Annotated in this window: 15 protein-coding genes and 2 pseudogenes; 4 read left to right on the forward strand and 13 right to left on the reverse strand. The window is 25.2% G+C overall.

Features of this window, described 5'->3' with window-relative positions; translation table 11 throughout:
* On the reverse strand, window positions 1-640 hold a 640-nt coding region (locus ACYQ44_RS08925; protein WP_459996664.1), incomplete at its 3' end, for a transposase.
* A gap of 149 nt (window positions 641-789) precedes the next feature.
* On the opposite strand from ACYQ44_RS08925, the pseudogene ACYQ44_RS08930 reads away from it, so the two are divergent.
* Together ACYQ44_RS08930 and ACYQ44_RS08935 are read left to right on the forward strand one after the other, a co-directional pair.
* Window positions 790-1,398, forward strand: a pseudogene (locus tag ACYQ44_RS08930) (transglutaminase-like domain-containing protein); the annotation flags it as partial.
* Window position 1,399: 1 nt separating this feature from the next.
* Window positions 1,400-2,429 (forward strand): annotated as a pseudogene (locus ACYQ44_RS08935) (L-Ala-D/L-Glu epimerase).
* Between the two features lie 25 nt (window positions 2,430-2,454).
* Here the strand turns inward: ACYQ44_RS08935 and pcp are convergent.
* Entirely contained in the window at window positions 2,455-3,066 is a 612-nt protein-coding gene (gene pcp / locus ACYQ44_RS08940) for a pyroglutamyl-peptidase I (RefSeq protein ID WP_459996666.1), read from the reverse strand.
* A 173-nt stretch (window positions 3,067-3,239) separates the two neighbouring features.
* On the opposite strand from pcp, the gene ACYQ44_RS08945 reads away from it, so the two are divergent.
* Window positions 3,240-3,680, forward strand: a complete 441-nt coding sequence (locus tag ACYQ44_RS08945) for an OsmC family protein (protein WP_459996668.1) — start codon at window positions 3,240-3,242, stop codon at window positions 3,678-3,680.
* Window positions 3,681-3,745: 65 nt separating this feature from the next.
* On the opposite strand, the gene ACYQ44_RS08950 is transcribed toward ACYQ44_RS08945, so the two are convergent.
* Complete coding sequence (locus ACYQ44_RS08950; RefSeq protein WP_459996670.1) at window positions 3,746-4,729, reverse strand: dipeptidase; 984 nt, start codon at window positions 4,727-4,729, stop codon at window positions 3,746-3,748.
* Between the two features lie 188 nt (window positions 4,730-4,917).
* On the opposite strand from ACYQ44_RS08950, the gene ACYQ44_RS08955 reads away from it, so the two are divergent.
* Window positions 4,918-5,898: a 2-hydroxyacid dehydrogenase gene (locus ACYQ44_RS08955; RefSeq protein ID WP_459996672.1), complete on the forward strand. Its 981-nt coding sequence runs from the start codon at window positions 4,918-4,920 to the stop codon at window positions 5,896-5,898.
* Between the two features lie 8 nt (window positions 5,899-5,906).
* On the opposite strand, the gene ACYQ44_RS08960 is transcribed toward ACYQ44_RS08955, so the two are convergent.
* The 10 genes from ACYQ44_RS08960 to ACYQ44_RS09005 form a co-directional block, all read right to left on the reverse strand.
* The gene (locus ACYQ44_RS08960) at window positions 5,907-6,680 is read right to left on the reverse strand and encodes a nitroreductase family protein (protein ID WP_459996674.1); all 774 of its coding nucleotides are present in this window, start codon (window positions 6,678-6,680) and stop codon (window positions 5,907-5,909) included.
* A 4-nt stretch (window positions 6,681-6,684) separates the two neighbouring features.
* A complete protein-coding gene (locus ACYQ44_RS08965) occupies window positions 6,685-7,587 on the reverse strand; it encodes a carbohydrate kinase family protein (RefSeq protein WP_459996676.1) in 903 nt (300 codons plus the stop codon).
* A 117-nt stretch (window positions 7,588-7,704) separates the two neighbouring features.
* Window positions 7,705-8,268 carry a class I SAM-dependent methyltransferase gene (locus ACYQ44_RS08970; RefSeq protein WP_459996678.1) on the reverse strand — a complete coding sequence of 188 codons (564 nt, stop codon included), beginning with the start codon at window positions 8,266-8,268 and terminating at the stop codon, window positions 7,705-7,707.
* Window positions 8,269-8,539: 271 nt separating this feature from the next.
* Window positions 8,540-10,579 carry a protease Lon-related BREX system protein BrxL gene (gene brxL / locus ACYQ44_RS08975; protein ID WP_459996680.1) on the reverse strand — a complete coding sequence of 680 codons (2,040 nt, stop codon included), beginning with the start codon at window positions 10,577-10,579 and terminating at the stop codon, window positions 8,540-8,542.
* A gap of 14 nt (window positions 10,580-10,593) precedes the next feature.
* The gene (gene pglZ / locus ACYQ44_RS08980) at window positions 10,594-13,098 is read right to left on the reverse strand and encodes a BREX-1 system phosphatase PglZ type A (protein WP_459996682.1); all 2,505 of its coding nucleotides are present in this window, start codon (window positions 13,096-13,098) and stop codon (window positions 10,594-10,596) included.
* Between the two features lie 14 nt (window positions 13,099-13,112).
* Complete coding sequence (pglX, locus tag ACYQ44_RS08985; RefSeq protein ID WP_459996684.1) at window positions 13,113-16,715, reverse strand: BREX-1 system adenine-specific DNA-methyltransferase PglX; 3,603 nt, start codon at window positions 16,713-16,715, stop codon at window positions 13,113-13,115.
* A 12-nt stretch (window positions 16,716-16,727) separates the two neighbouring features.
* On the reverse strand, window positions 16,728-20,204 hold the full coding sequence (gene brxC / locus ACYQ44_RS08990; protein WP_459996686.1) for a BREX system P-loop protein BrxC: 3,477 nt from the start codon (window positions 20,202-20,204) through the stop codon (window positions 16,728-16,730).
* Window positions 20,205-20,237: 33 nt separating this feature from the next.
* The gene (locus ACYQ44_RS08995) at window positions 20,238-20,789 is read right to left on the reverse strand and encodes a DUF1788 domain-containing protein (RefSeq protein ID WP_459996688.1); all 552 of its coding nucleotides are present in this window, start codon (window positions 20,787-20,789) and stop codon (window positions 20,238-20,240) included.
* Window positions 20,786-21,376 (reverse strand): DUF1819 family protein, encoded by a 591-nt coding sequence (locus ACYQ44_RS09000; protein WP_459996691.1) that lies wholly within the window; start codon window positions 21,374-21,376, stop codon window positions 20,786-20,788. Before ACYQ44_RS09000 ends, ACYQ44_RS08995 begins: the two co-directional genes overlap by 4 nt.
* Window positions 21,377-21,643: 267 nt before the next feature.
* Window positions 21,644-22,195: a DUF996 domain-containing protein gene (locus ACYQ44_RS09005; RefSeq protein ID WP_459996693.1), complete on the reverse strand. Its 552-nt coding sequence runs from the start codon at window positions 22,193-22,195 to the stop codon at window positions 21,644-21,646.
* Window positions 22,196-22,367: the final 172 nt, after the last annotated feature.

The following is a 22,367-nucleotide window of genomic DNA, read 5'->3' on the forward strand; positions in this document are numbered from 1 at the left end:
AATCTTTAGCAAATGCTTTCATTTTATAATTTATCCTTCTTCCATTATCTGTTATATCTACTACTGTTCTCATATTATCAAATAATATCTCTTGTGGAACACCTCCTGTTTCTTTAAATGTATTTATTAAACATTCAAATACATCCTGTTGTGTTTTTGTTTCTCTATATTCAAAATAACAATATCTAGAATATCCTAATTTGTAATTAAATACATTAATCTCATATTCTTCTCCATTTTTTGAATACAACTTTATGTTTTCTTTCCAATCAACTTGTGCTTGTATTCTTGGTAATGTTTCAAATCTTGGATGTCCATTTATATTTCTCTTTTCTCTCAACCCCTTTCTTTTAACATATTTCCTAAAATTAGAATATGTCCCTATATCTAAACCATCATCTTTTAATTTTTCATATACTGCTCTCATTGTAATTCCTTTTATTGATAACAATTGTTCTATCTTATTTAAATAATCATCCAATTTACTTGGTTTATTCCTTTTTTTGGGCTTCCCTTCATATCCTTCCCAATATTTTTTTATTGTTCTTCTGTCATATCCATATATTCTTCCTAATTCAGAAAAATTTGGTTTCATTCCCATCATCCTTATTATTTCTAGTTGTTGTTTTACTTTCTCCATCTTTGGTATCCTCCTTTCCAAAAAAGAAGGATACCATTATTTCTTTATCTCTTTTGTTCATTTTTGTTCATTTTTATTTTCCTCTTTTCCTACATTTTTATTTTACCATTTACAATATTAACAAAATCAAAGAAATAGATTTTTCAAATTATAAAGAATTTTTAGAAGAAAAACCTCCACATATTATTTTCACTCATTATTTAAAAACTTTGACAAAAGATATAATTAAAGATGAGAAAAACTCGTATTTAAAAGCAAAATTAATATATGATTGGATAACGCTAAATGTGAAATATTCATATGTAAAACCATATAGTATTTATGAAAATATACCACAATTTGTATCAACTAATTTAAAAGGGGACTGCGGATTTCAAGCATTATTATTCATTACTATGTGCAGAATAGCCGGAATCCCTGCTAGATGGCAATCAGGTTGGTATATTAACAAGTATTTTGCTTCTCCTCATGACTGGGCATTATTCTATATCGAACCATACGGTTGGTTACCTGCTGATTTATCTTTTGGCGGAGCACGCAGAAATATACCAAAATATAGAGAATTTTATTTTGGTAATTTGGACGGTTTTAGAATGGTTGCAAACAATGATTTTATGGCTGGATTTGAAAATAAAAAATATTACAGAAGTGATCCATATGACAATCAAGTTGGTGAATTAGAAACTGAAATACAAAACATATACTCTGATAAATATAATTATAATATAGATGTTATAAATTTTGAGGAGGTTGAATAATATGAGTAAAATAAAAAATATAACCTTTACTATGAAAAAATATGATTATTTTAAACCTTTTCATATAACAGGAAGCATTTCAAATTTCACAACAAATATTGAAGTTTGTATAGAAACCGAAAACGGTGCAAAAGGATATGGCGAATCTTCTCCTTCCTTCAGGGTAAATGGTGAAAAAATAGAAACATTAATTCATCTTGAGCCCATTATAAAAGATGCTATAATTGGACTTGATGTAAAAAATTATAGAAAAATATTTGATATTATGGATAAATTCTTCGCTTTCCCAAGCATAAAATGCTGTACAGTATGCAACTCTTGATGCATTATCAGAGGAAATTGGAATACCAGTATATCAAATATTAGGTGGTGCAAAAAATGAAATAGAAACTGATAAAACAGTAGGAATAGATACAATAAAAAATATGGTAAAAGATGCTAAAGAAATATTTCATTCAGGATTTACAACAATTAAGATAAAAGTAGGGGAAGATTTGAGAAAAGACATCGAAGTTTTAGAAGAAATATATAAAAACACCAAAGGTGCTAAATATATAGTTGATGCTAACATTGGTTACACACCAAAACAAGCAATAGAATTTGTAAAAACTTTATATTCAAAAAACATTGAAATTAATCTTTTTGAACAACCTGTTGTTTCAACAGATTATGACGGTTTAAAATTTGTTAGATTTAATTCACCATTCCCAGTCGGTGCTGATGAAAGCGCTAAAACAAAATATGATGTTTTAAAATTAATCAAAATGGAAGCTGTTGATTTTATAAATATAAAACTTATGAAATCTGGCATATCTGACGCTCTTGCCATTGTAGAAATGGTAAAATCTGCTAATTTACAATTAATGATAGGATGTATGGGTGAATCCAGCATAGGTATAAATCAAAGTGTTAATTTTGCATTAGGCACAGGTGCTTTTGTTTTCCATGACTTGGATTCTGCACTTATGTTAAAAGAAGATAAATTTAGGGGAAAATATATTCCAAACCCTCCAATATACAAAACATTATAAAAACAAGGAGCATGTTGCTCCTTGTTTACTTATAATTTTCTACTGATACTTCAATAACCTTTTCTAATGCCCTTACAATATTTTCTAAAGACATGCTCGGCATATTCTTCTTATTAATTACCTGTTTTGGTAAATATGGCACATGTATAAATCCCCCTAAAATATTCTTAAAATCCCTATGAATATAATACATCAATCCATATAAAAGGTGATTACAAACAAAAGTACCTGCAGTATTTGAAACTTCTGCAGGAATTCCTATATTTTTAATACCTTCAACAATATTTTTTATTGGTAAATTTGAAAAATACGCATTTTCACCATCAAAAAATATAGGTTTATCCTTTGGTTTATTCCCTTCATTATCTTCAATTGAAGCATCATCAATATTTATTGCTACTCTCTCTACTGAAATATGAGAACGCCCTCCAGCTTGTCCTGTACATATAACTATATCTGGCTGAATTTCACACATTTTACTCCTCAATGTTTCAATTGACTTATAAAAAACTGTAGGCATTTCTAACTTAAATATCTCAGCACCTAAAATTTTATCTGGCAACATTTTAACAGCTTCAAAAGATGGATTTATATTTTCTCCTCCAAAAGGATCAAACCCTGTAACTAATACTTTCATTTTATCACTCCCTTACATATATATACAATATATTATAACATTAATAATTTAAATAATTAAATAATTAATGTACATTTTTTCACTATAATTGTTATAAAGTTCACATCTAATTGTAAACTATATATTATATAATTAAATCAGATAAAAATAGTCGAATTTAAGGAGGTGAAATTATGGCATTTATGAATTTTAGAATTACTTCAGAAAGTGAAACTCCAACAAAAACAATAGTTAAAGCTCGAGACTTTGAAATGATTATAGACGAACCAGAAAGTCTTGGTGGGAAAGATGAAGGTGCAAACCCTGTAGAATATCTTTTAGCTGCTCTGGCTGGATGTTTAAATGTAGTTGGTCATCTTATCGCAAAAGAAATGGACTTTGAAATCAAAAAAATGATAATCAATATTGATGGGGATTTAAACCCTGCAAAATTTTTAGGGCAAGAATCAAATGATAGAACTGGCTATGTTGGAATTAATGTTTCATTGAATTTAGAAACAAATGCTGACGAAAAAACACTAAAAGAATGGTTAAAAAAAGTTAAGGAAAGATGCCCTGTTTCTGATAATCTTTCAAATCCTACTCCCATTAAATTTAATATCAATACATTTTAACCAAAAAATAAGGGATAAAAGCTTTAACGCTTTTATCCCTTATTTCTATTTAACTCAAAAAATATTTATTTATCAAAAACATATTTATAAACTCTCAAAAAATTTTCTCCTAAAATTAATTTTATCTCATTATTATTATATCCATGCTTTATTAATGCTTCAACAAATAAATCTAATTCATGATGTCCATTTAAAGAGTCTTTATGAAAACTTCTAAACATATCACAAAAATCAAATCCAATACCTACATATTCAACACCTACCAAATTAGAGATATAATCAACATGTTTAACTAATCCTTCTGCATTATTCTCTTCATCATTAACGGAAACAAAAGAACCATTTCCGTTTATACCTATAACTCCACCTGTTTCTGCAATTGCTTTTATTTGATCATCTGCTAAATTTCTCATAGAAGGGTACATACTTCTAACATTTGAATGAGATGCTATAATTGGTTTTGTAGAGAATTTAATTACATCCCAAAATCCTTCATCATTTAAATGACTAACATCAACTATCATCTTTAATTTTTCTAATTCTTTTAATACTTTAACTCCAAAATCTGTTAAACCACCTTTTTTCCCCTCTAATCTTTCATTAAAAAAACATCCATCTGCCACATAATTTCTTCTACTCCAAACCAATCCTGCAAATCTTACTCCTAATTCATAAAATACCCTTAAAAGATATATATCATTTCCTATTGGTTCCAAACCTTCAAAAGATAACATTATTCCTAAAATATCTTTTTCTACTGCATATTCAATATCTTTCACATTTTTGCATAACATTATTTTTCCTTCTGATTCCTCTATTTCATGGTATAAAGAACTAATTTGGTCAAGTGCATTTCTCAATGCCATTTCAGGAATATATATATCCTCAATAAACAATGAAGATACAATAATATCAAATCCACCTTTTTTAAATTTTTCATAATGTTCAGTAAGTATAACTCTTTTATTACCTCTTCTTCTTTTTTCATATACATCAACTAGCAAATCAAAATGACCATCAATTATAACATTATTTTTTAATATATCCATTTTACTACCCCACTTTCAATATTTTCTATTATATTCTATTCCACTATTATTATACCTTATTTGCAAAAATAAAACACTTTAATTCCGATAAAAATAGTCGTAATATTAATATAAATTATATGAAAAGTATTTTTGTTAAAATAAAATTGACAGATATATTTTATTATTTCAAAAGGGAGAGGGTATATATGAAAATAGCTTTTTTTAGTACAAAAAAATATGATATGGATTTTTTTAATCATGCAAACAAAAAGTATAATTTTGATATTAAATACTTTGAATCAAAATTAAATGAAAAAACTGCTATATTAGCAAAAGGTTTTGATGTTGTATGTGTTTTCGTTAACGACAATGTCAATAAAAGCGTAATAAAAATCCTCAAAGAAAATGGTGTTAAATTACTTGCATTAAGATCTGCTGGATTCAACAATGTTGACATAGAAGCTGCAAAAAAAGTTGGTTTAAAAATTGTCCACGTTCCTAAATATTCTCCCTATGCCGTTGCAGAACATACTATAGCTTTAATTCTTTCATTAAACAGAAAAATACATAAAGCTTATTTTAGAGTAAAGGAAAATAATTTTTCTCTTGATGGTTTATTAGGTTTTGATCTACACGGAAAAAATGTAGGGATAATTGGCACAGGAAAAATTGGAAGAATAACGGCAAATATATTAAAAGGATTTGGAATGAATGTTTTAGGATATGACAAATATCCTAACAAAGAATTTGTTGGAGAGTATGTTGACTTAGAATCTTTATTTAAAACTTCAGATATTATATCCTTGCATTGCCCATTAAATAAAGATACTTACCATATCATAAATGAAAATACAATTAATTTAATGAAAAAGGGTGTAATGATAATAAATACAAGCAGAGGTGGATTGATTGATACAAAAGCTGTTATAAAAGGATTAAAAACAAAAAAAATAGGATATCTAGGACTAGACGTTTATGAGGAAGAAGAAAATTTATTCTTTGAAGATTTATCAGAAAAAATTATAGATGATGAAATCTTCTTAAGATTAACTACTTTTCCAAATGTATTAATAACAGGACATCAAGGCTTTTTCACCTCTGAAGCTCTAACAAATATTGCCGAAACAACATTAGAAAACATTAATAACTTTAAAAATGGAACACTAAATCAAAATATCGTAGTTTAAAAAGGGAGTTAAACCTCCCTTTTTCTTATATCATATTCACTTTTTTGATGTTTATCACTTAAACTAGAAATATCGCCATAATAACCCAAAACAATTAAAGTAATTAAAACAAATTCATTTCCAATGCCCAAAGCTTCTTTAACTTTTATGGGCTCAAACCCTGCTATTGGATGAGCAATTAAACCAAATTGAGTTGCTTGAGATAATAAATTACCTACTGCTAATCCTGTATCAAAAAGAAAATAGTCTCTATTATCAGATAAAATACAATCATCTTCTTTTTTTGCATAAACTGCTATTATTACTGGAGATTTTTTTACCCAATAATTTCCACCTGGTAAAGCCTCTTTTATCTTTTCTAAAAGTTTTCCCTCTGAAATTACCCTAAAATTCCAAGGTTGTTTATTTGCACATGATGGAGCCAATTTAGCTGAATATACTAAAAGATCTAAAATATTTTTATCAATCTTTTTCTCAGATATTGCTCTATAGGCTTTTCGATATTTTATAACTTCAGAAATATCAAAAAGAGAATTTAAATATTCTTCTAATTCGGTATAGAATGTTTTTAAGCAATAAAATTTTTTTCTTGAATTGCCAAATGGATCAATTATCTCAGCAATGTATTCCTTTTTCTCTTCAGATTTTTCTATTTCTAATGAAATAGGGAGTTTTATATCTATATAATCAAAAAAATGCTTATCAGCACTATGCTTAATAGTGATCTCATAATCATCTTTTACTTTAATATTTTCATATAATTTTAATTTAAACTTACTCATAATATCACCTCATATTCTCTAAAGCTGTTAATGCTCCTTTTTTTGTACAAACCAATGCTCCAATTCCATTAGCAAATCTTGCAATCTTAAAATAATCTTTTTCTCCTTTTGATAATTTATATAAAAAAGCTCCCACAAAGGCATCTCCTGCACCTGTAGAATCAATTGCATTTACTTTAATACTATCTATTTTTCTAATCTCATTACCATCACTTATAATTGAACCTTCTTTCCCCAATGTCACTGCTACTATTTTCGCTCCAATTTTATGAACATATTTAATAGATTCTTCTATATTATCTTTATTTGAAAATAATTTCAATTCTTCTTCGCTAAATTTTACAAAGTGAGAATATTTAATTATTTTCTTGCTTAAAGATATTAATTTTTCTGTTTTTTCCCATAAATCCTTTCTGTAATTCATATCAAAAGATATAAATTTTTTATTCTCAACTGCAAATTCAAAAATATTTATATAGTTTTTTTCTAATTCATTACCTAAAAAAGCTGTTGCCGAGCCAAAATGAAAAATATCATATTCTTTTAAAACTTCAATACTTGGCATTTCCAAATTTGAATCTGCACCTCTAAAAAATACAAAATCTCTTTCTCCATCATCCATTAAAGAAACAAAAGCCAAAGTGGTATTTAAATCATTATCAAATGTTATTAAAGAAGTATCTACATTATATTTCTTCATTTCATTTACTAAAAAACTACCAAAAGGGTCATTGCCCACATTTCCTAAAATTGAACTTTTCCCTCCTAAAATAGAGACAACAGCTGCAACATTACCTGGAGCACCTCCGGCCTTTTTTTCAAAATTTTTCCCTTCAACGATATTTTTATTTTTATCTAGACATATAAAATCTATAAGCAATTCTCCAATAGTTAAAACCTTTTTCATATTTATTCCTCACAAATTAAATTAATATTCTATTATCATTTTATCATATTTATTTTATTAAATTTCATTTTAAAAAAATTTTTAATTGATATTCTAATAGAATTAGATCATCTTAATTTATTTCTTCTTTAAAATTATATAAATTGAATCTTCATCAGATTCTTCAGAATAATAATTTATTTCAATAATATTAAAATATTTTTGGAAAATATTTATTAATTCATCTTTTTCATAATATACAAATCGCAATCCTTCATATACTTCTTCTGTGTTGCCTCTCCAAAAAGTATGAAATAAAATTCCTTCATCATTAAGAACCTCATATTGTCTAACTAGTGACTGATTATGTTCTTCCTTTGTTAAATGTTGTAATACTTTATTTGAATATATACAATCAAATTTTTTATCTGTATTTATAGTTACTGCATCTAATAAAAATAGTTCTATATCTTTATTTTTTTCCTTATACACATCTAAAAATACTTGTGAATTATCTGAACCAACAACTTTATAGTAATTTTTAAGTATATTCAAATCATTTCCTGGACCCATTCCTAGTTCTAGAACAGTAGAATCTTTTTTTAAGTGTTTTTTTAAAATATTAATAAGTTCTTTTGCTCCATTGTCTTTACACATTTCAATATATTCTCTAACCTTTTGTTTATCGTTATAGTAATTCATAATAACCTCCAAAATCATCATATCGATTATTGTTAATTAATAACATTTTTATATTTATAAAAACAAGTACATTCCAATATGGATGATTGAACTACCGCGACTAAAGTAAAGAGCTTCCCGGTCAATACAACTAATGTTGCAAGATTACAATGTTTTTGAAAATAATCGCTGCTGTTCTTCGCTAGATATAATCGAAATTTATATGTTTTTAGTTTAATTATTTTTTACATCTATTCTATAACAATTGTTTAAAATAAAATAATTTCTTTTATTACCCAACTCCTAAAGATTTAAATACTGCATCAATTGGATCATTATAAAATATCATTTGAATTTTCGTAACTAATTCTGTTGGAACCGTTGCTAAATCTGCTGCTGAAGATGCAGGAATTAATATTCTTTTTGCTCCTGCGTCAACTGATACTTGAATAACATCTGCAAGATTATCAAGTTTATTAATGGTTCCACCAACAGTCATAGTACCAGTGATAACTAAACTTTCTAAAACAGATTTTTCTAAAACAGAAGAAAATAAACCTATTAATTCAGCCAGAGATAAATCCCCTGTCATGCCTATTCCCTGCAAATCAATAACTTGCATAAGAAAATCAAATTTTTTTGTGTTTATTGATGCAGAAACTCTTTTAGAATTTGATATAAAATAATTAAATGCTATATCAAGAGCCTCTTTTGCATCTCTTAAACTTCCAAAACCAGATTTTGAAAATTTCCCTGTTCCCGAATTAACTTTATTTTCAAGTCTATATACTCCTAACATTCCTGAAATACTTCGAGCTACAAGATATATATTTCCCGGTTTCTCTTTACCTTCAGGTATCAACTTTCCGCCACCCATTTCCGGCACTGAAATAAAATATTCTTCATTATTATCTCTATCTCTATAAGAAAAATGCACATCATAAAATTCCATTCCACCAATTTTTTTCAACTGTTCTTTTACTCTTCTTCTTCCTATTAACGCATATTCGAGAGTTTCTTTTATATCCTCTTTTGTGAATTCACCATTAGGATAAATTAACTTAACTAATCCAGAGACTGTTTTTCTAACAGCAATAACATCTCTTTGATTTAAATCCTTGCCAAAAATAAAATACTTATCAATAGCATCAGAAAATGTTCTTTTCCTCATTTCTCTAAAAAACTCTGCAAGATAATCAACAATAAAGCCATATCTATCTGTAAAAAACTCCGGTCTCATTTTAGGTATTTCCCAACCTGGAATATAAAAATGCATTCTATCAAAAAATGCCGAATCATTTGACATTTCAGGAGGAAATGGTGAAAAAAGATGAGAAGTTTTCAATACGGTTTCTATACTTTGATTGATATTTCCAACAAAAACCATCGACGCAGAAGCTTGTTTTTCTTCTTTCCCACGTGCAAACGAGCCTGAAGCCATATAATCTTTCATAATTTGTATTCCATCTTTATCTTTAAACCTTATTCCAGCAACTTCATCAAAAGCAACAACATCCCACATACCAACAAGACCTATTCTTCTTGAAGACATATTATAAAATAAATTTGCAACAGTAGTTTGACCACCAGAAATTAAAATGCTATTTGGAGATATTTCTTTATAAACATATGATTTCCCTGTACCTCTCGGACCTAATTCGCAAATATTATAGTTATTTTCAACAAATGGTATTAATCGAGATAACAAATGCCACTTTACATTATATTCAAAATTATCTGGTTCCAATCCAACAGAACGCAATAAAATATCTATCCATTCATCTTTTGAAAAATTTTTCCTACCTTCAAATATTTCTTTAATATCCAAATGTGGCATTTGGATTGGTTTTAATGAAGAAATAAGAAATGGACTTATATCTTTTCTTTCGTCATAAAAATATTCCATATCTAGAATTGCCCATATTCCACCAGCAAGAAGCTTATCATATTTTTTTATATATTCCGCGGAAATTAAAACTTCTTTTATACCGAGGTTTGAAAACTGAGCTTCATATATATCCTTTTTTTCATTTAATTTCACAGTAATTTTATCTATTATTTTATAACTTCCTAATTCTTTGATTTTTGACTTTACTTTTTCTGCTTCATCTGGTCGAACAAAATTCTCAGCAAGAATTTTTTTAACCTTTTTTATCCCATCTTCTATTGCTTCTTCATCATCTGTTGCACAATACATACCAAGTAAATATTCAAGCACATATATTGGAACATTTGCCCCCTGTTTTATTAATTTAGGCAAATCTTTTCTTACAACTCTTCCTGAAAAATATTTATTAATCTTCACATCCAGATCCATCTCATTTATTTCCATATTTATTACCCCCGTTAAAATTCATCTGGAAAAGCTATATCAATTTCATAATTGTATGTTCTTTTTATTTTTTTATTTTTATCCTCTATTATCAACACTCCATTAATTCTTCTGCTTATGCCACTTTTTAAAGTTATTTTCTTTGAAATAATCCTTTTGCTATTATCTAAATCATCCAAATCAGCATTAATTTCAACTATTTCTGAAATAATATTTCCTTCATTATCTTCAAAATATACTTTATAAACAGATGGCAAAAATTTATTTGAAACTGAATTTTTTTGAAAAAAATTTAATATATATGTATTATTAGTTACTTTCCTTTCATGATTTAATAATTCAATTTCGACATATTTAGCTTTTTCATCCTTTCTTGAAGCTGAATATTTTATTAAAGGAATTATAACTTCCTGGGGGGTTGCTCCACCATGAACATATTTAAAACCGCTTCCCTGAATCTTAAATCTTAAATTTCTTATTGGTATATAAACCCCAAAATTTGGATTATTTATATATGAAAGCGAAAATTTATGAATATATTCTGCTTTTACATTTTCATCAGATAAAATAAATCTTTTGTTTAATATTATCTGATTGATATCTAATTTTTCTAATTTATCTAATTTACTGAGATTAGAAAATTGGTATATAAAACCATGATCTGCAGTGATAATAATATTAGAAATGCTCAAATTATTTTTAAGATCCTTTACAAGGTTATATAATTCATCAATTGCTTTTTCACAAGCATTAAATACATCATCTTCACTTTTCGCATAATCTCCTACTTCATCAACAGTATTATGATAAATTAAAATCTTTTTTTTATCTTTAGTAATTTCTCTTTTTTCTTTTTGAGATAGTGTTTTATAATCTTTATATCTAAAAATTTTTATTTGTTTATTACTTTCAAGTAATTTTGTTTTATCTTCAAATGAAGAAATCCTTTTGCCCTTTACAGTTATTGAACCATCATCTTTTATTTTTATTTCATTTTTAATTCCAACTCCATTTACATTCGGCATTAAAGCTGCCATACCTAAAGAAGTTATTGAAGGTATAACACTTAACATTGCTTCTATTTTTACACTACCTGGTAATTCTTTTAATTTTTTACCTAATTCAACTCCGATTTCATACCTTAAGGCATCAGAAAATATTACCGCGGTCTTTTTTTCATTGGAAATATGTTTAGAAAATAAATCTTGTTGTTTTTCTATACCACTTATATTCCAATTTTCATTTAATTTTGATAAATGTTTATCCCACATTTCATTTAAATTTTCAGTAAACTTATTATATACATTTTCAACTTTTTCAATGAATTTATTTAAATGTGAATTTGGTTTAGAATTAAAGTTTAAATAAAATTTTCGGTAATAAAAATCCATTTCATAATAAATCTTTTTATATTTTTCAAAACCTTCTTTAATATTATCGAAAAAAATCTCCGTTTTTTTCTCAAATTGAAGCATTTTTAAATAATAATATAATCCTTCATATGTTTCCAAAAAGTCGTTATACCAAAATTTTTCTTTTCTTGTTTTTATAATATTAAGAAATTTTTCAAAATCAAAATATCCGGAATCAATAGAGCCAAATATTTCATTTATAATTATTTCATCGAAAAATCTAAATGTTTCTGCATTTTTAATCTCATCAAATGAACAATTAATTTTTCTAAAATATTTATCCAGGTTAAGTTCATTTTGAATTTTTGATGAAAGCTCTTTATACATCTCTCTATCTTCAGAATTTCTCCAATGATTTAAAAAAACAATAATATTATTTATTTTTTTATTGGAAATATGTAATTCATATTCATTTAAAAGTTCTGGATTTATTTGTTTACTTAAATCTGTAATAAATAAATAATACAAAAATAGTTTTAAATCTTTTTCACCAGTATACCCGAAATGTTCCTTCAATATATTCCAGAAATCATCTTTATTAACAAATTTCAAGATATCTTCTAACAATTTATTTTCATCATTCAATTCTTCAAATAAAATCTTTCTTATTGCTTTCTCAAGATCAATAACTTTTAATTTTGTTAATACACTTATCATACCTATAGTAAGTTCGAATTCAGAAGAATATTCTTCTTTTAGGGACGTTAAATTTGAAATTCTGTTTTTGTTTTTAAAAAACTTCTCATTTCTCCCTACAAAGCTTTTTAAATTTGAGCTTAAATTTAGTTCATTCATTATCAAACGAATTTTATCTGCATAAAATATTTCTGAATATAAAAATATATCAAGTAACCAATTTTCTTTTGAATGTAAATCAAAATCATTTACATAAATCAAAAAATTTTCTTCAGGTTTTTCAATTTCAACTAAATATTTTATCGTAAAAAAATTATTTTGATTTAAAACTATTTTATTAATATTCTCAATTTCTATAGTTTCAAACTCTTCTTTAAAACTATTTTTTTTATCTATCCAGAAGACTATTTTTCTATTTTCATAGTAATTTTTATTAGAAAATTTTTCTTCTAATAAATTTTTTATATTCATATTTTGCTACTCCTTTATTTTATTTTTTCAAGAATATTTTCGAATAGCTTGTAATTTTCTTCAACACCATTATCAAGATCTATTTTTATTTTTTTATCAGCATAATGTTGGATTTTAGTATCATATTCTTTTATTTCATCTATATAATCTGATAATTTTTTATGCAATCTTTCATATTTTTTCTTATTGCTTCTACTCAGTTCTACAGGATTTTCTAAATATTTTGATATAGTCCTAAAATTAGATTCGTATATATTCTGTATCTTAAATAAATAGTCTGTTCTAATTCTTGAAATTGTATTTTCATCGTACCTATGCATATATATTAAAACTTTAAATGCTCCTTTTTTCCCGGAAGTAAACATCCAATAAATAGGTTTTTTCTTATAAATTTTTGTATGATCTTTATAAAAATCCTTAATAAAATATTTTCTAAGTGTTTCTTTTGGATCAATAGATTTTTCATTTAGCGTTTTTGCTATAAACTCCAAATTTTCTTTTAGATTTTCTTTTCCGAAAGTATATTCAACAAAACTAACAAATTTCGTTACTATATCATCATTAAAACCATAATCATCATCGAGAATTGGCAAAATCCCATCTTCATCTGGTTTATAATCCGGGTAATCATCCATATTAAATTTTCCACCAGCAAAAATTAATCCTTCTTTATCTGGAGAATATCTTCCAAACATGCAACCCACGGCATATGAAATAAATGATTTTACATCTCTTAATCTTTCTGCTTTCCTAATAGTAATATCCTCATCTTTAACTTCATAAGATATTTCATCAGCAAGATCATATATATCTAAAAATATTTTATTTAATTCTTCTTCATTTTGTTTAAGTTTATAAAATCTTTCTTCTGCATATTTTTCCCAATTATAATAAGCGTTTTCTATTTTTCCACTTTCATCTTTAAATTTTAAAAAAGGATGTGTTTTAAAATTCCATGATGTTTCAAAATCATCCCAATCTTCTTTTGAAATTTTTATGTTTTCATACACTAACGTATTAATTTTTTTTAATACTATCATATTATCATTATCAAAAACAGGTATTTTAGATATAGAACCAGGGCTAAAATGAATAGTAGGTGCTAATATTTTTAGAATTATATGCGATATTTTTGAATTCAATAAACCTAAAACATAATTTATCCTATATGAACTTGAAAAAATCATGGGTCCTGTACTATCAAATATAAATCCATATGGAGAATATCTGAAACTCGATTTAGATGAAGAAACATACGACCACGTAATTCCTTCTTTGAGATAAAATTTCATATTTCGAAGTGCTGACCTTAATTTTCCTTCGGAATCTCTAAAATTTCTAATTTCATAACCATCATTTCCCCAATTTACTACATATTCTTGATTTCCATACCACTTTCTATAGTTTCCACCCTTATTATATGGAAACCATTTTAAACCAGATTTTTTTGCTTCTTCCCTTGAACTAAATCCAAATCCAATATTATTTATATCAACTTCATGCCATAATCTTAAAAATCTTTTATTATCACCTGTAGATAATCCTACCCTAGGATTTGCAATTTCACCTAACATCTTTCCTTTTTCAAATGATTTCACTATTTTATCACTAATCCAATAAGCAATAGGCAATCCTGGAATTTTTTTGAAATTGATTTGTTTAAATGAATATACTATTTTAAATAAATTTCCATTTTCTTTAATCTCTTTTTTTACTTCTTTGTAAGAATCAAAGTCAAATCTAAAATTTATTTTTTTATTAGACTTTTTATATATTATAGATAAAATTTCAGATCTGATTTTCTGAGACATTTTATTAAATAATCTAAAATATTTCCCCATATAACTTTTTAACTTATTTTTTCTAACAACAAAAGATGATGTTCCAAATTCTATTCCTATAGCTCCGTAACCAAGATGAACTAATGAATAAATAGTATAATTTTCAATTATTTTTTCCCTAAATTTTTCATAGGATGAAAGAAACATCCATGATTGCATCGTTATCATAGCGTTAAATCCATTCTCTTTTAAAAACTTAAAGTTTCTTTCAATAAAGACAGCAAATAAATCGGATTTTGAATCTGGATAATTTTTTTCAAGATATTTTTTCAGGTTTTTGTGTATATATTTATTTCCCATATACGGTGGATTCGTTATTACAACATCATATTTTTGTTTTAGAATATCTGCGATTTTTATTATTTCAGAAATTATACCCTTTAATTTATTGACACTATCTTTTTTTAGTAAATTATATTTATATTTGTTTTCTAAATTAACTAAATGATCTAATATAAAAGAATAATCAATATTTTCTATTTCTATTAAAGAACCGTACAGTTTTGCATCTTTAAATTTTTCTAATAAATTAATTGTAATCTCTTTTTCTTCTTTTGACATATTTTCTGTTAATAATCCAATATCGCTTTCAACAATTTCATTGCTTTCAACAATTTCTGAGATGTTTATTTCAAAATTTTGTCTAAAAAATCTTCTATTTTTACTTCTTGCCTTCATCACTAAAGAAAAATATGCCAATTGTGCAGCACGTTTATCTATATCAAGACCAAAAAGATTATTTTTCAATATCAATCTTGGAATTTCTGTTTCTAATTCTCCTGTTTCTTTATATATATCATATAATATATCAAATGCATATGTTAAAATATGCCCAGATCCACAACAAGGGTCTATAACCTTGATTTCTTCAGGCTTAACGTTTTTGTATCTTATTTTCTCAAGTTCTTGTTTAACTTCTTCTCTTTGTTCTGGTTCTTCGAGAAAATATTCCCATTTTTCTTTCAGACTTGTTTCAGGATTAACTTCTACCCATAATTTCCCAAGAGAATTTTCTGTCATATATTTTACAATCCAATCTGGAGTAAATAACTGTGTAACAAAGGGTATTTCTTCTTTTTTATAAGCTTTTTTCTTTGACATTGCTTCATCTTTTTTTTCTGAAATATAGAATTGATAAAGCCACCCTATTATTTCAACATCTTTCCAATCTTCATCTGGAATATTTTCAGACATTTTTACCAAAAGTGAACCTTTTCCAAATAAATTGTCTGGAAATAACAATTCTGTATAATCATTTATTTTTTCAAACATAAATGGCATATATTTATGAAGTTTATTACACAGTTTTACTATAATTTTTTTAAATAATTCATTTCTTTTATTGAAGTCTCCTGCTAAAATTTTTATTTCATCTCTATTAAAATCAAGGTAATCAGAAATTTCAAATGGATTTTTTATTATTACCGGTTCAATATCATTTTCAAGCGAAAGAATTTTTATATCTAAAGGCAAGAAATTAGGAAAATATTTATTATTTTCCATAAATTTAATTGCTATAAGTCTATTAAACCATGTATAGGCTATTTCTTCAATAACATTTTCATATCCATCTGAATTCATTTTTTCAATTATTCTATTTCTTGCATTAATTTCTTCATCATCTAATGGGAATCCATTAATTATTTTTTTCTTTTTTTCTTCAGGATTTTTTATAGAATCTTTTGTTAATTCATAAAATTTAGCTTTAAGTTTAACCTTTTCTATCAACTCTTTTCGCGCGTTAATAGCAAAAGTTTTTATAGTTTTTTTATCCATATCCATCCCCCATTAATCTATTATTTTTAATATTTTTCCATTTTTTATTTCTGATAAAAGATTTTGTTTTAAATTTTCGATAAACTTTTCTAAATCATCTTCATTTTTAATTTCTTTAATCTCTATATATTTAACTATTTTAATTGGTATTTCTACATTTTCTGCTATAACAGGAGGGTTATCTTTTATTACTGGATAAATTCTTTTGCTTTTTTCTTCTTTAATTTTATCTTTTAATTCTTCAATAGTATTTAACCATGTATGGTGATTTGCTTTCAAAATAACTATATTATTTTCATTTTCAATAGTATTTAATATTTTTAATTTGGTTGAGTTTATTTCATTTTTTAAACTTTCTGAAAGCAATGAATCAAAATAATTTTCAAATTCTATCTTGAATTCTTCTTTTAATTTGGAAAGTTGCTCTTTTTCATAATTTTCAATTTTTTGAATTAACTCTGGTATATTTTTCATTTTTGTATATGGCTCTGAACTATTTATAATATTTTTTATCTCTGTTATTTCTTTCTCAACAGGATCATAATTAATAGAATTTTTTCTGGAATCTAATTCCTTCAAATATTCTCTTCCTTTAATAAATAGTTCTTTTTGTTTGCTTCCATCTTTTAAAAATAGTTTTATTTTTTCATATTCATCTTTCCAATCATTAATTTCATTTTCTAAATCAAGGAAAGTCTTAAATAGCATTTTATAGTTTGAATCAAGAGAAACTTTTTTTAATATTTTTAATCCTTCATTTATTATTTCAACACCTGGAAAATTATTATTTTCACACTCTTTTAAATAATCTCTCAAAATATTAATTTCATCTTTTATTTTTGTTTTTAAAACTTCTGCAATTTCATCTGTATCATCTTTTTCAAGAGATTCATCAAATAATTCTAAATAAAGTTTTTTTACATTTTGCAACGTTTTTGAATCTATTTTTTCTTTTTTTCTAACTTCAATTTTTTCATTATATCGATTTAACAACTTTTCCAGAAAGTCGCTATTTTTGTGTGTAAACTTTTCCCTATTATATTTAAATTCAATCTCTTTATTTTGATATAACTTAATTAAACAATAAACAATATCTTCTTTTCGCCATCCAAAAGGTATTTTAGAGAAATATTCTATTATATCTTTTACTGTACTATTTTCACTTAAATAATATTGTATGTAATTCGTTACTTCTTTTATTGCTTTTGGATTATTAGAATTATCTATTCCATCTAAATCAATTTTTAAATTCTTAAGTTCTGCATTTAAATGTTTTTCTGTATAAGATTGTTCTATGTAATTCATTCGTGGATAATTCATTTCAATTAAATTTTTTAGAGCGTTTTCAATAATACTATTAGTGGAATCACCAGAAACATCTATTTTTTCTCCATTAATATAAAACTCTGAATTTTTTATTATTTCTTTTAATAATGATTGTAATCTTTTTTCTTTAGCAGGTATTTCATCTTTCTTTGCTTCAATGGCGCGTTTTAAGGTTTTGGAAAGGTCATCATGTACTTTGTTCTTAACATATTCGGCCAATTTTAAATAAGTTTTTATTTCTTCAATAAATTTTTCATCTTCTATTAATTTTAAATAAAGGGTATTTTGATTTTTCATTGATGATAATTTTATATCTTCATCATAAAGTTCATTATCAGAGGTTATAATTTCTATAAAAAGTTCTGAATTAGGGTACTTCACTAAATTTCCATTTATTTTTATACTATATGAAAAATCATTTATTTTGTTATATCTTATTTTTTGTGAGATGCTATTTTGATCAAAAATCAATTCAATAATTTTTTTATCTACATCTAAAGAATTTAATTCCATTTTTTTAATTTCTCTATTTATTTCCTGTTCTTCATCTGTTAAAAAATAATATTTATCTATATTCTTTTCTATTAAATTTTGACTTTCAAGGCTATTTAATGATTGTTGTATTTTATTCTTTAACTCAATTTTATCCTGATCTATATTATTAATCATTAATGTTGTAAGATTTTCGATTGTTGGTGGCATTTCTTTTGAAAGGTATTTTAACATAAATAAAAGTTTTAATACTCTGATATCAAAATCATTTAAATAATTATTCTCTATGGCATTTTCAAATACTCTTCTTATGGTAGAAGCAAGAAAATTTTCTATTGAGTCATAAAACATATCAAAAGGTATTAAAATCCCTTCTTCTTTATCTATATATAATAACATAGCTTCCTGAAAAGCTGATAACATAGATCTTTCACCTTCTGAAAGATGTTTTCCAGAACTCCCGTGAATTCTAACCTGTTCAAAAACTTTCTGAAGCAATTTAGTTTGATATGGTATAAATGGATATAGATTTACAAACTCTTCTTGACTTGAATAACCCTTAAATATATTGATGCTATTTTTGAAATTGATGGCATTTTTTAAAGGTATATTTTTTTCTTCATATAAGACTTTTAACATATCTTCAGCAACAGAATTTTTTTCAAGCAAACGTTTTTGAATAACTTCAGATACAGATACGGAAGATAAATTTAGTCTTGTTTTAAATCTTGCTTGTATTTTTGAAAAGTCTTTTTCTCTTACTTTTGTTATAGAATCAATATCTTCTTGTGAAGTAACTATTATCCAAGCTTTTCCTCTACAATGATTAGCAAGTTCTTCTGAAAGGGTTTGAAGATTTAATATTAAATTATTATTATCACCTATGTATTGTCCAACTTCATCAACAAGAAAAATGATATGAAAGTTATCTCCCTTTTTTTCAATATAATCTTTCACTTCTTCTGCAAAATTTTTAATAGAAGTATCATTACCAAGACTTTTAAAATCAAATAATTTTTTATCTTCTTCTGTCATATTCATAATTTCCGCAACTATTTCTTTTATTTGGCTTTTTTTAAATGGAAATTTTCTTCTTCCATCTTTTTCCCATACTTCATTAAATTTTTCGTGATATTTATTCTTAAATTCTTCCAATTTTCCAAATTGATATAAATATTTTTCAAGATTTGTAATTTCATCATTTTCACCATATAATCCCATATTTTTATAAAACATCTTTCTGAATACTTTTACAATTGCATCTTTATCTGATTTTGCATCAGCAGAGCTTTCAGCATCAATATTAAATAATATTGTTTCTGTTTTTATTAACGAGGCTCGTTCTATATCCGCAAGTAAGATTGCATCCTCTATTTTTTCTTTAAAGAATTCTATAGCTTTTTTTCCCTTAACTTCCTTATTTGAAAGTAAATATGATAATATTTTTAAAAAATGTGATTTACCTGATCCAAAAAAGCCTGATATCCATACACCTATCTCATCAGTTTCATTCTCTAAACTTTCGTTATAAATGTTATAAAAGTTCCTTAAATGTGTCCTTATTTCTCGTGTTACAACATATTCATCAAGTTCCTGGTATATAATGTCCTCACTTTCCTGACCAGCTTTAATTACACCTTTAATATATCTTGTAATATCTTTTTTAAACATATTTTTCAATTTCAATTTCTCCATCCCCTTTATTTAATTTATTAATGGAAATGCTCTATAATAATTATCATCTTTTAATTTATTAAATAAATCTAATTTTTGCCCATCATATTTTCCTGGATAAAATAAGATTAGAGGATTATCTTCGATTACACTATGCAATTTATTTAAAATCGTGTGTGATCTAACAAAAGGATATATTTGCCCTACACCTGTTATTAATATGATTTCAACTTCTTTAGATTCTTCTGCAATTTTGTCAATAAATGCATCTGGAGGAGCAAAAGTTTTTATGGCATTTAAAACTTCATCACTTCCTTCATTTTTTTCCATATTTATTACCTCTTCTAATAAATTTTCCTTTTCTAACATTTCTATAAGCATATGGTATAAATTAAATTCTTTAATTTTTTTCGATTTTATGTTTTTAATTACCTTATATAAATGATATCTAACTATCATTTCATGTTTTGGATCATAATCAAAAATGTAAAAACTAATCTCATTTCCCAATCCTTTATTTTTATAAAAATCTTTATCTTCGATAATTTTTTTGATTTTATTTAATTGTTCTTCTATTTTCATTTAGACGTCACTCCCATATTCTCAAGAAAAACTTCCTCATTTTTTGAAATAATATATTTTTTGAAAGATTCATCTATTAAAATATATTGTATTTCCATAGATTTTTTATCTTTGAGTATTCCTGAATCATAAAGAATTTTTTTTATTTCTGTTTTTGTTCTTCTTAGTGTTTTTTCACTCCAATTTGATATTTCTGGTATTTGAATTTTCTTTTCTTCAAAAAAATTATTTATTTCAAAATCATTTAATTTAAAAATTTTGTATAAATATTTCTCTCTCATTACTTCAAACATAAAGTCAAACATAAGTTTATTTGATTTCATTATTAAATATAGATTAATTGCTCTTTTAGTATCATAAGGAGCAGAAATGAAAATTTGAGCAAGTTCTTTATCTAAATAATTTAATCTTTTTTTCAATGCGGTAAATACTCTTTTTGTCGATGATTCAGAATTATATTGAAAAATATTTTCTTCAAAAACTTTCTTTTTTATTTCATTCATTGAAAAATTCTGATTTAATAATTCAATCATGATTTTTACTTCTCTTAATAAGGACCTATCCCCGCTTAATGTTGTATATTTCATTTTAACACCTCATTTTTTATTTTAGATATAATTTTAAACATTATAATATTTTCTCCTCCTTATTAACTTAAAATTAATATATCACTTGATATATTAATTAAAAAAACAAAAGAGACCCTCTATTAATAGGCCTCTTTTATAATTATATTTATTTTTTTATTTTTATTATTTAACATAATATCCCCATCCCGAAATATTTTTCTATTTTTATTATAACAAATTATTTTAGAATTGTCAAATTTTTATTACAAATATTTTTTATTTAATTTAATAACTTTTCCAACGTTCTTCGTCTGTAATATTTTCAGGAAATTTATCAGGCAATGTGAAATATCCTATTATTGCAAATATTTTTGATACGAAAATTAATATAAATCCTACAAGCACTATTGATAAAATTAATCCCCATTTTAAAAATTTGGCTGCTTTATCAAAATTATCATTTCCAAAATAATCTCTTATTAAATTGTAGGCTTTTATTTGAAAAATTGCTGGAAAAATCATTAATACTATTGTTATTAAAAATAGTATTGGATATGAAGCCATAGCTTCTCCTAGTGACTCCATTCCATCAAAATAAAAGTTTGAAGTTGTTGAATACATAAAACCTCTTATTGCACTTAAGAAAAACAAAACAAAAATTACGTAAAATAATACTAATGGCCATAACATAAAATTGAATATTCTTTTATCTTTTGTTGCCAGACTTATTTTGTATACCCCAATTAATTCCATTATTATGCCAATAATAGCAAATTGACCTGTTATTCCTAATATTGCACCAACACCTGCCAAAATTTTTGCATTTTTTATTTCCATTTTCCCATCCCCTTTCTTGAAAAAATTAACATAATAATTATATATTTTTTATATATATAATAAATAATAACATCTATAATTTTATCATATTTTGTTCTTAATTTCAATATATGTGAAAAAAATAATTATAATTAAAAAAACCAGAGGTTTTTTCCCTCTGGTTTTTAGTATA

The organism is Marinitoga arctica (assembly GCF_054657315.1).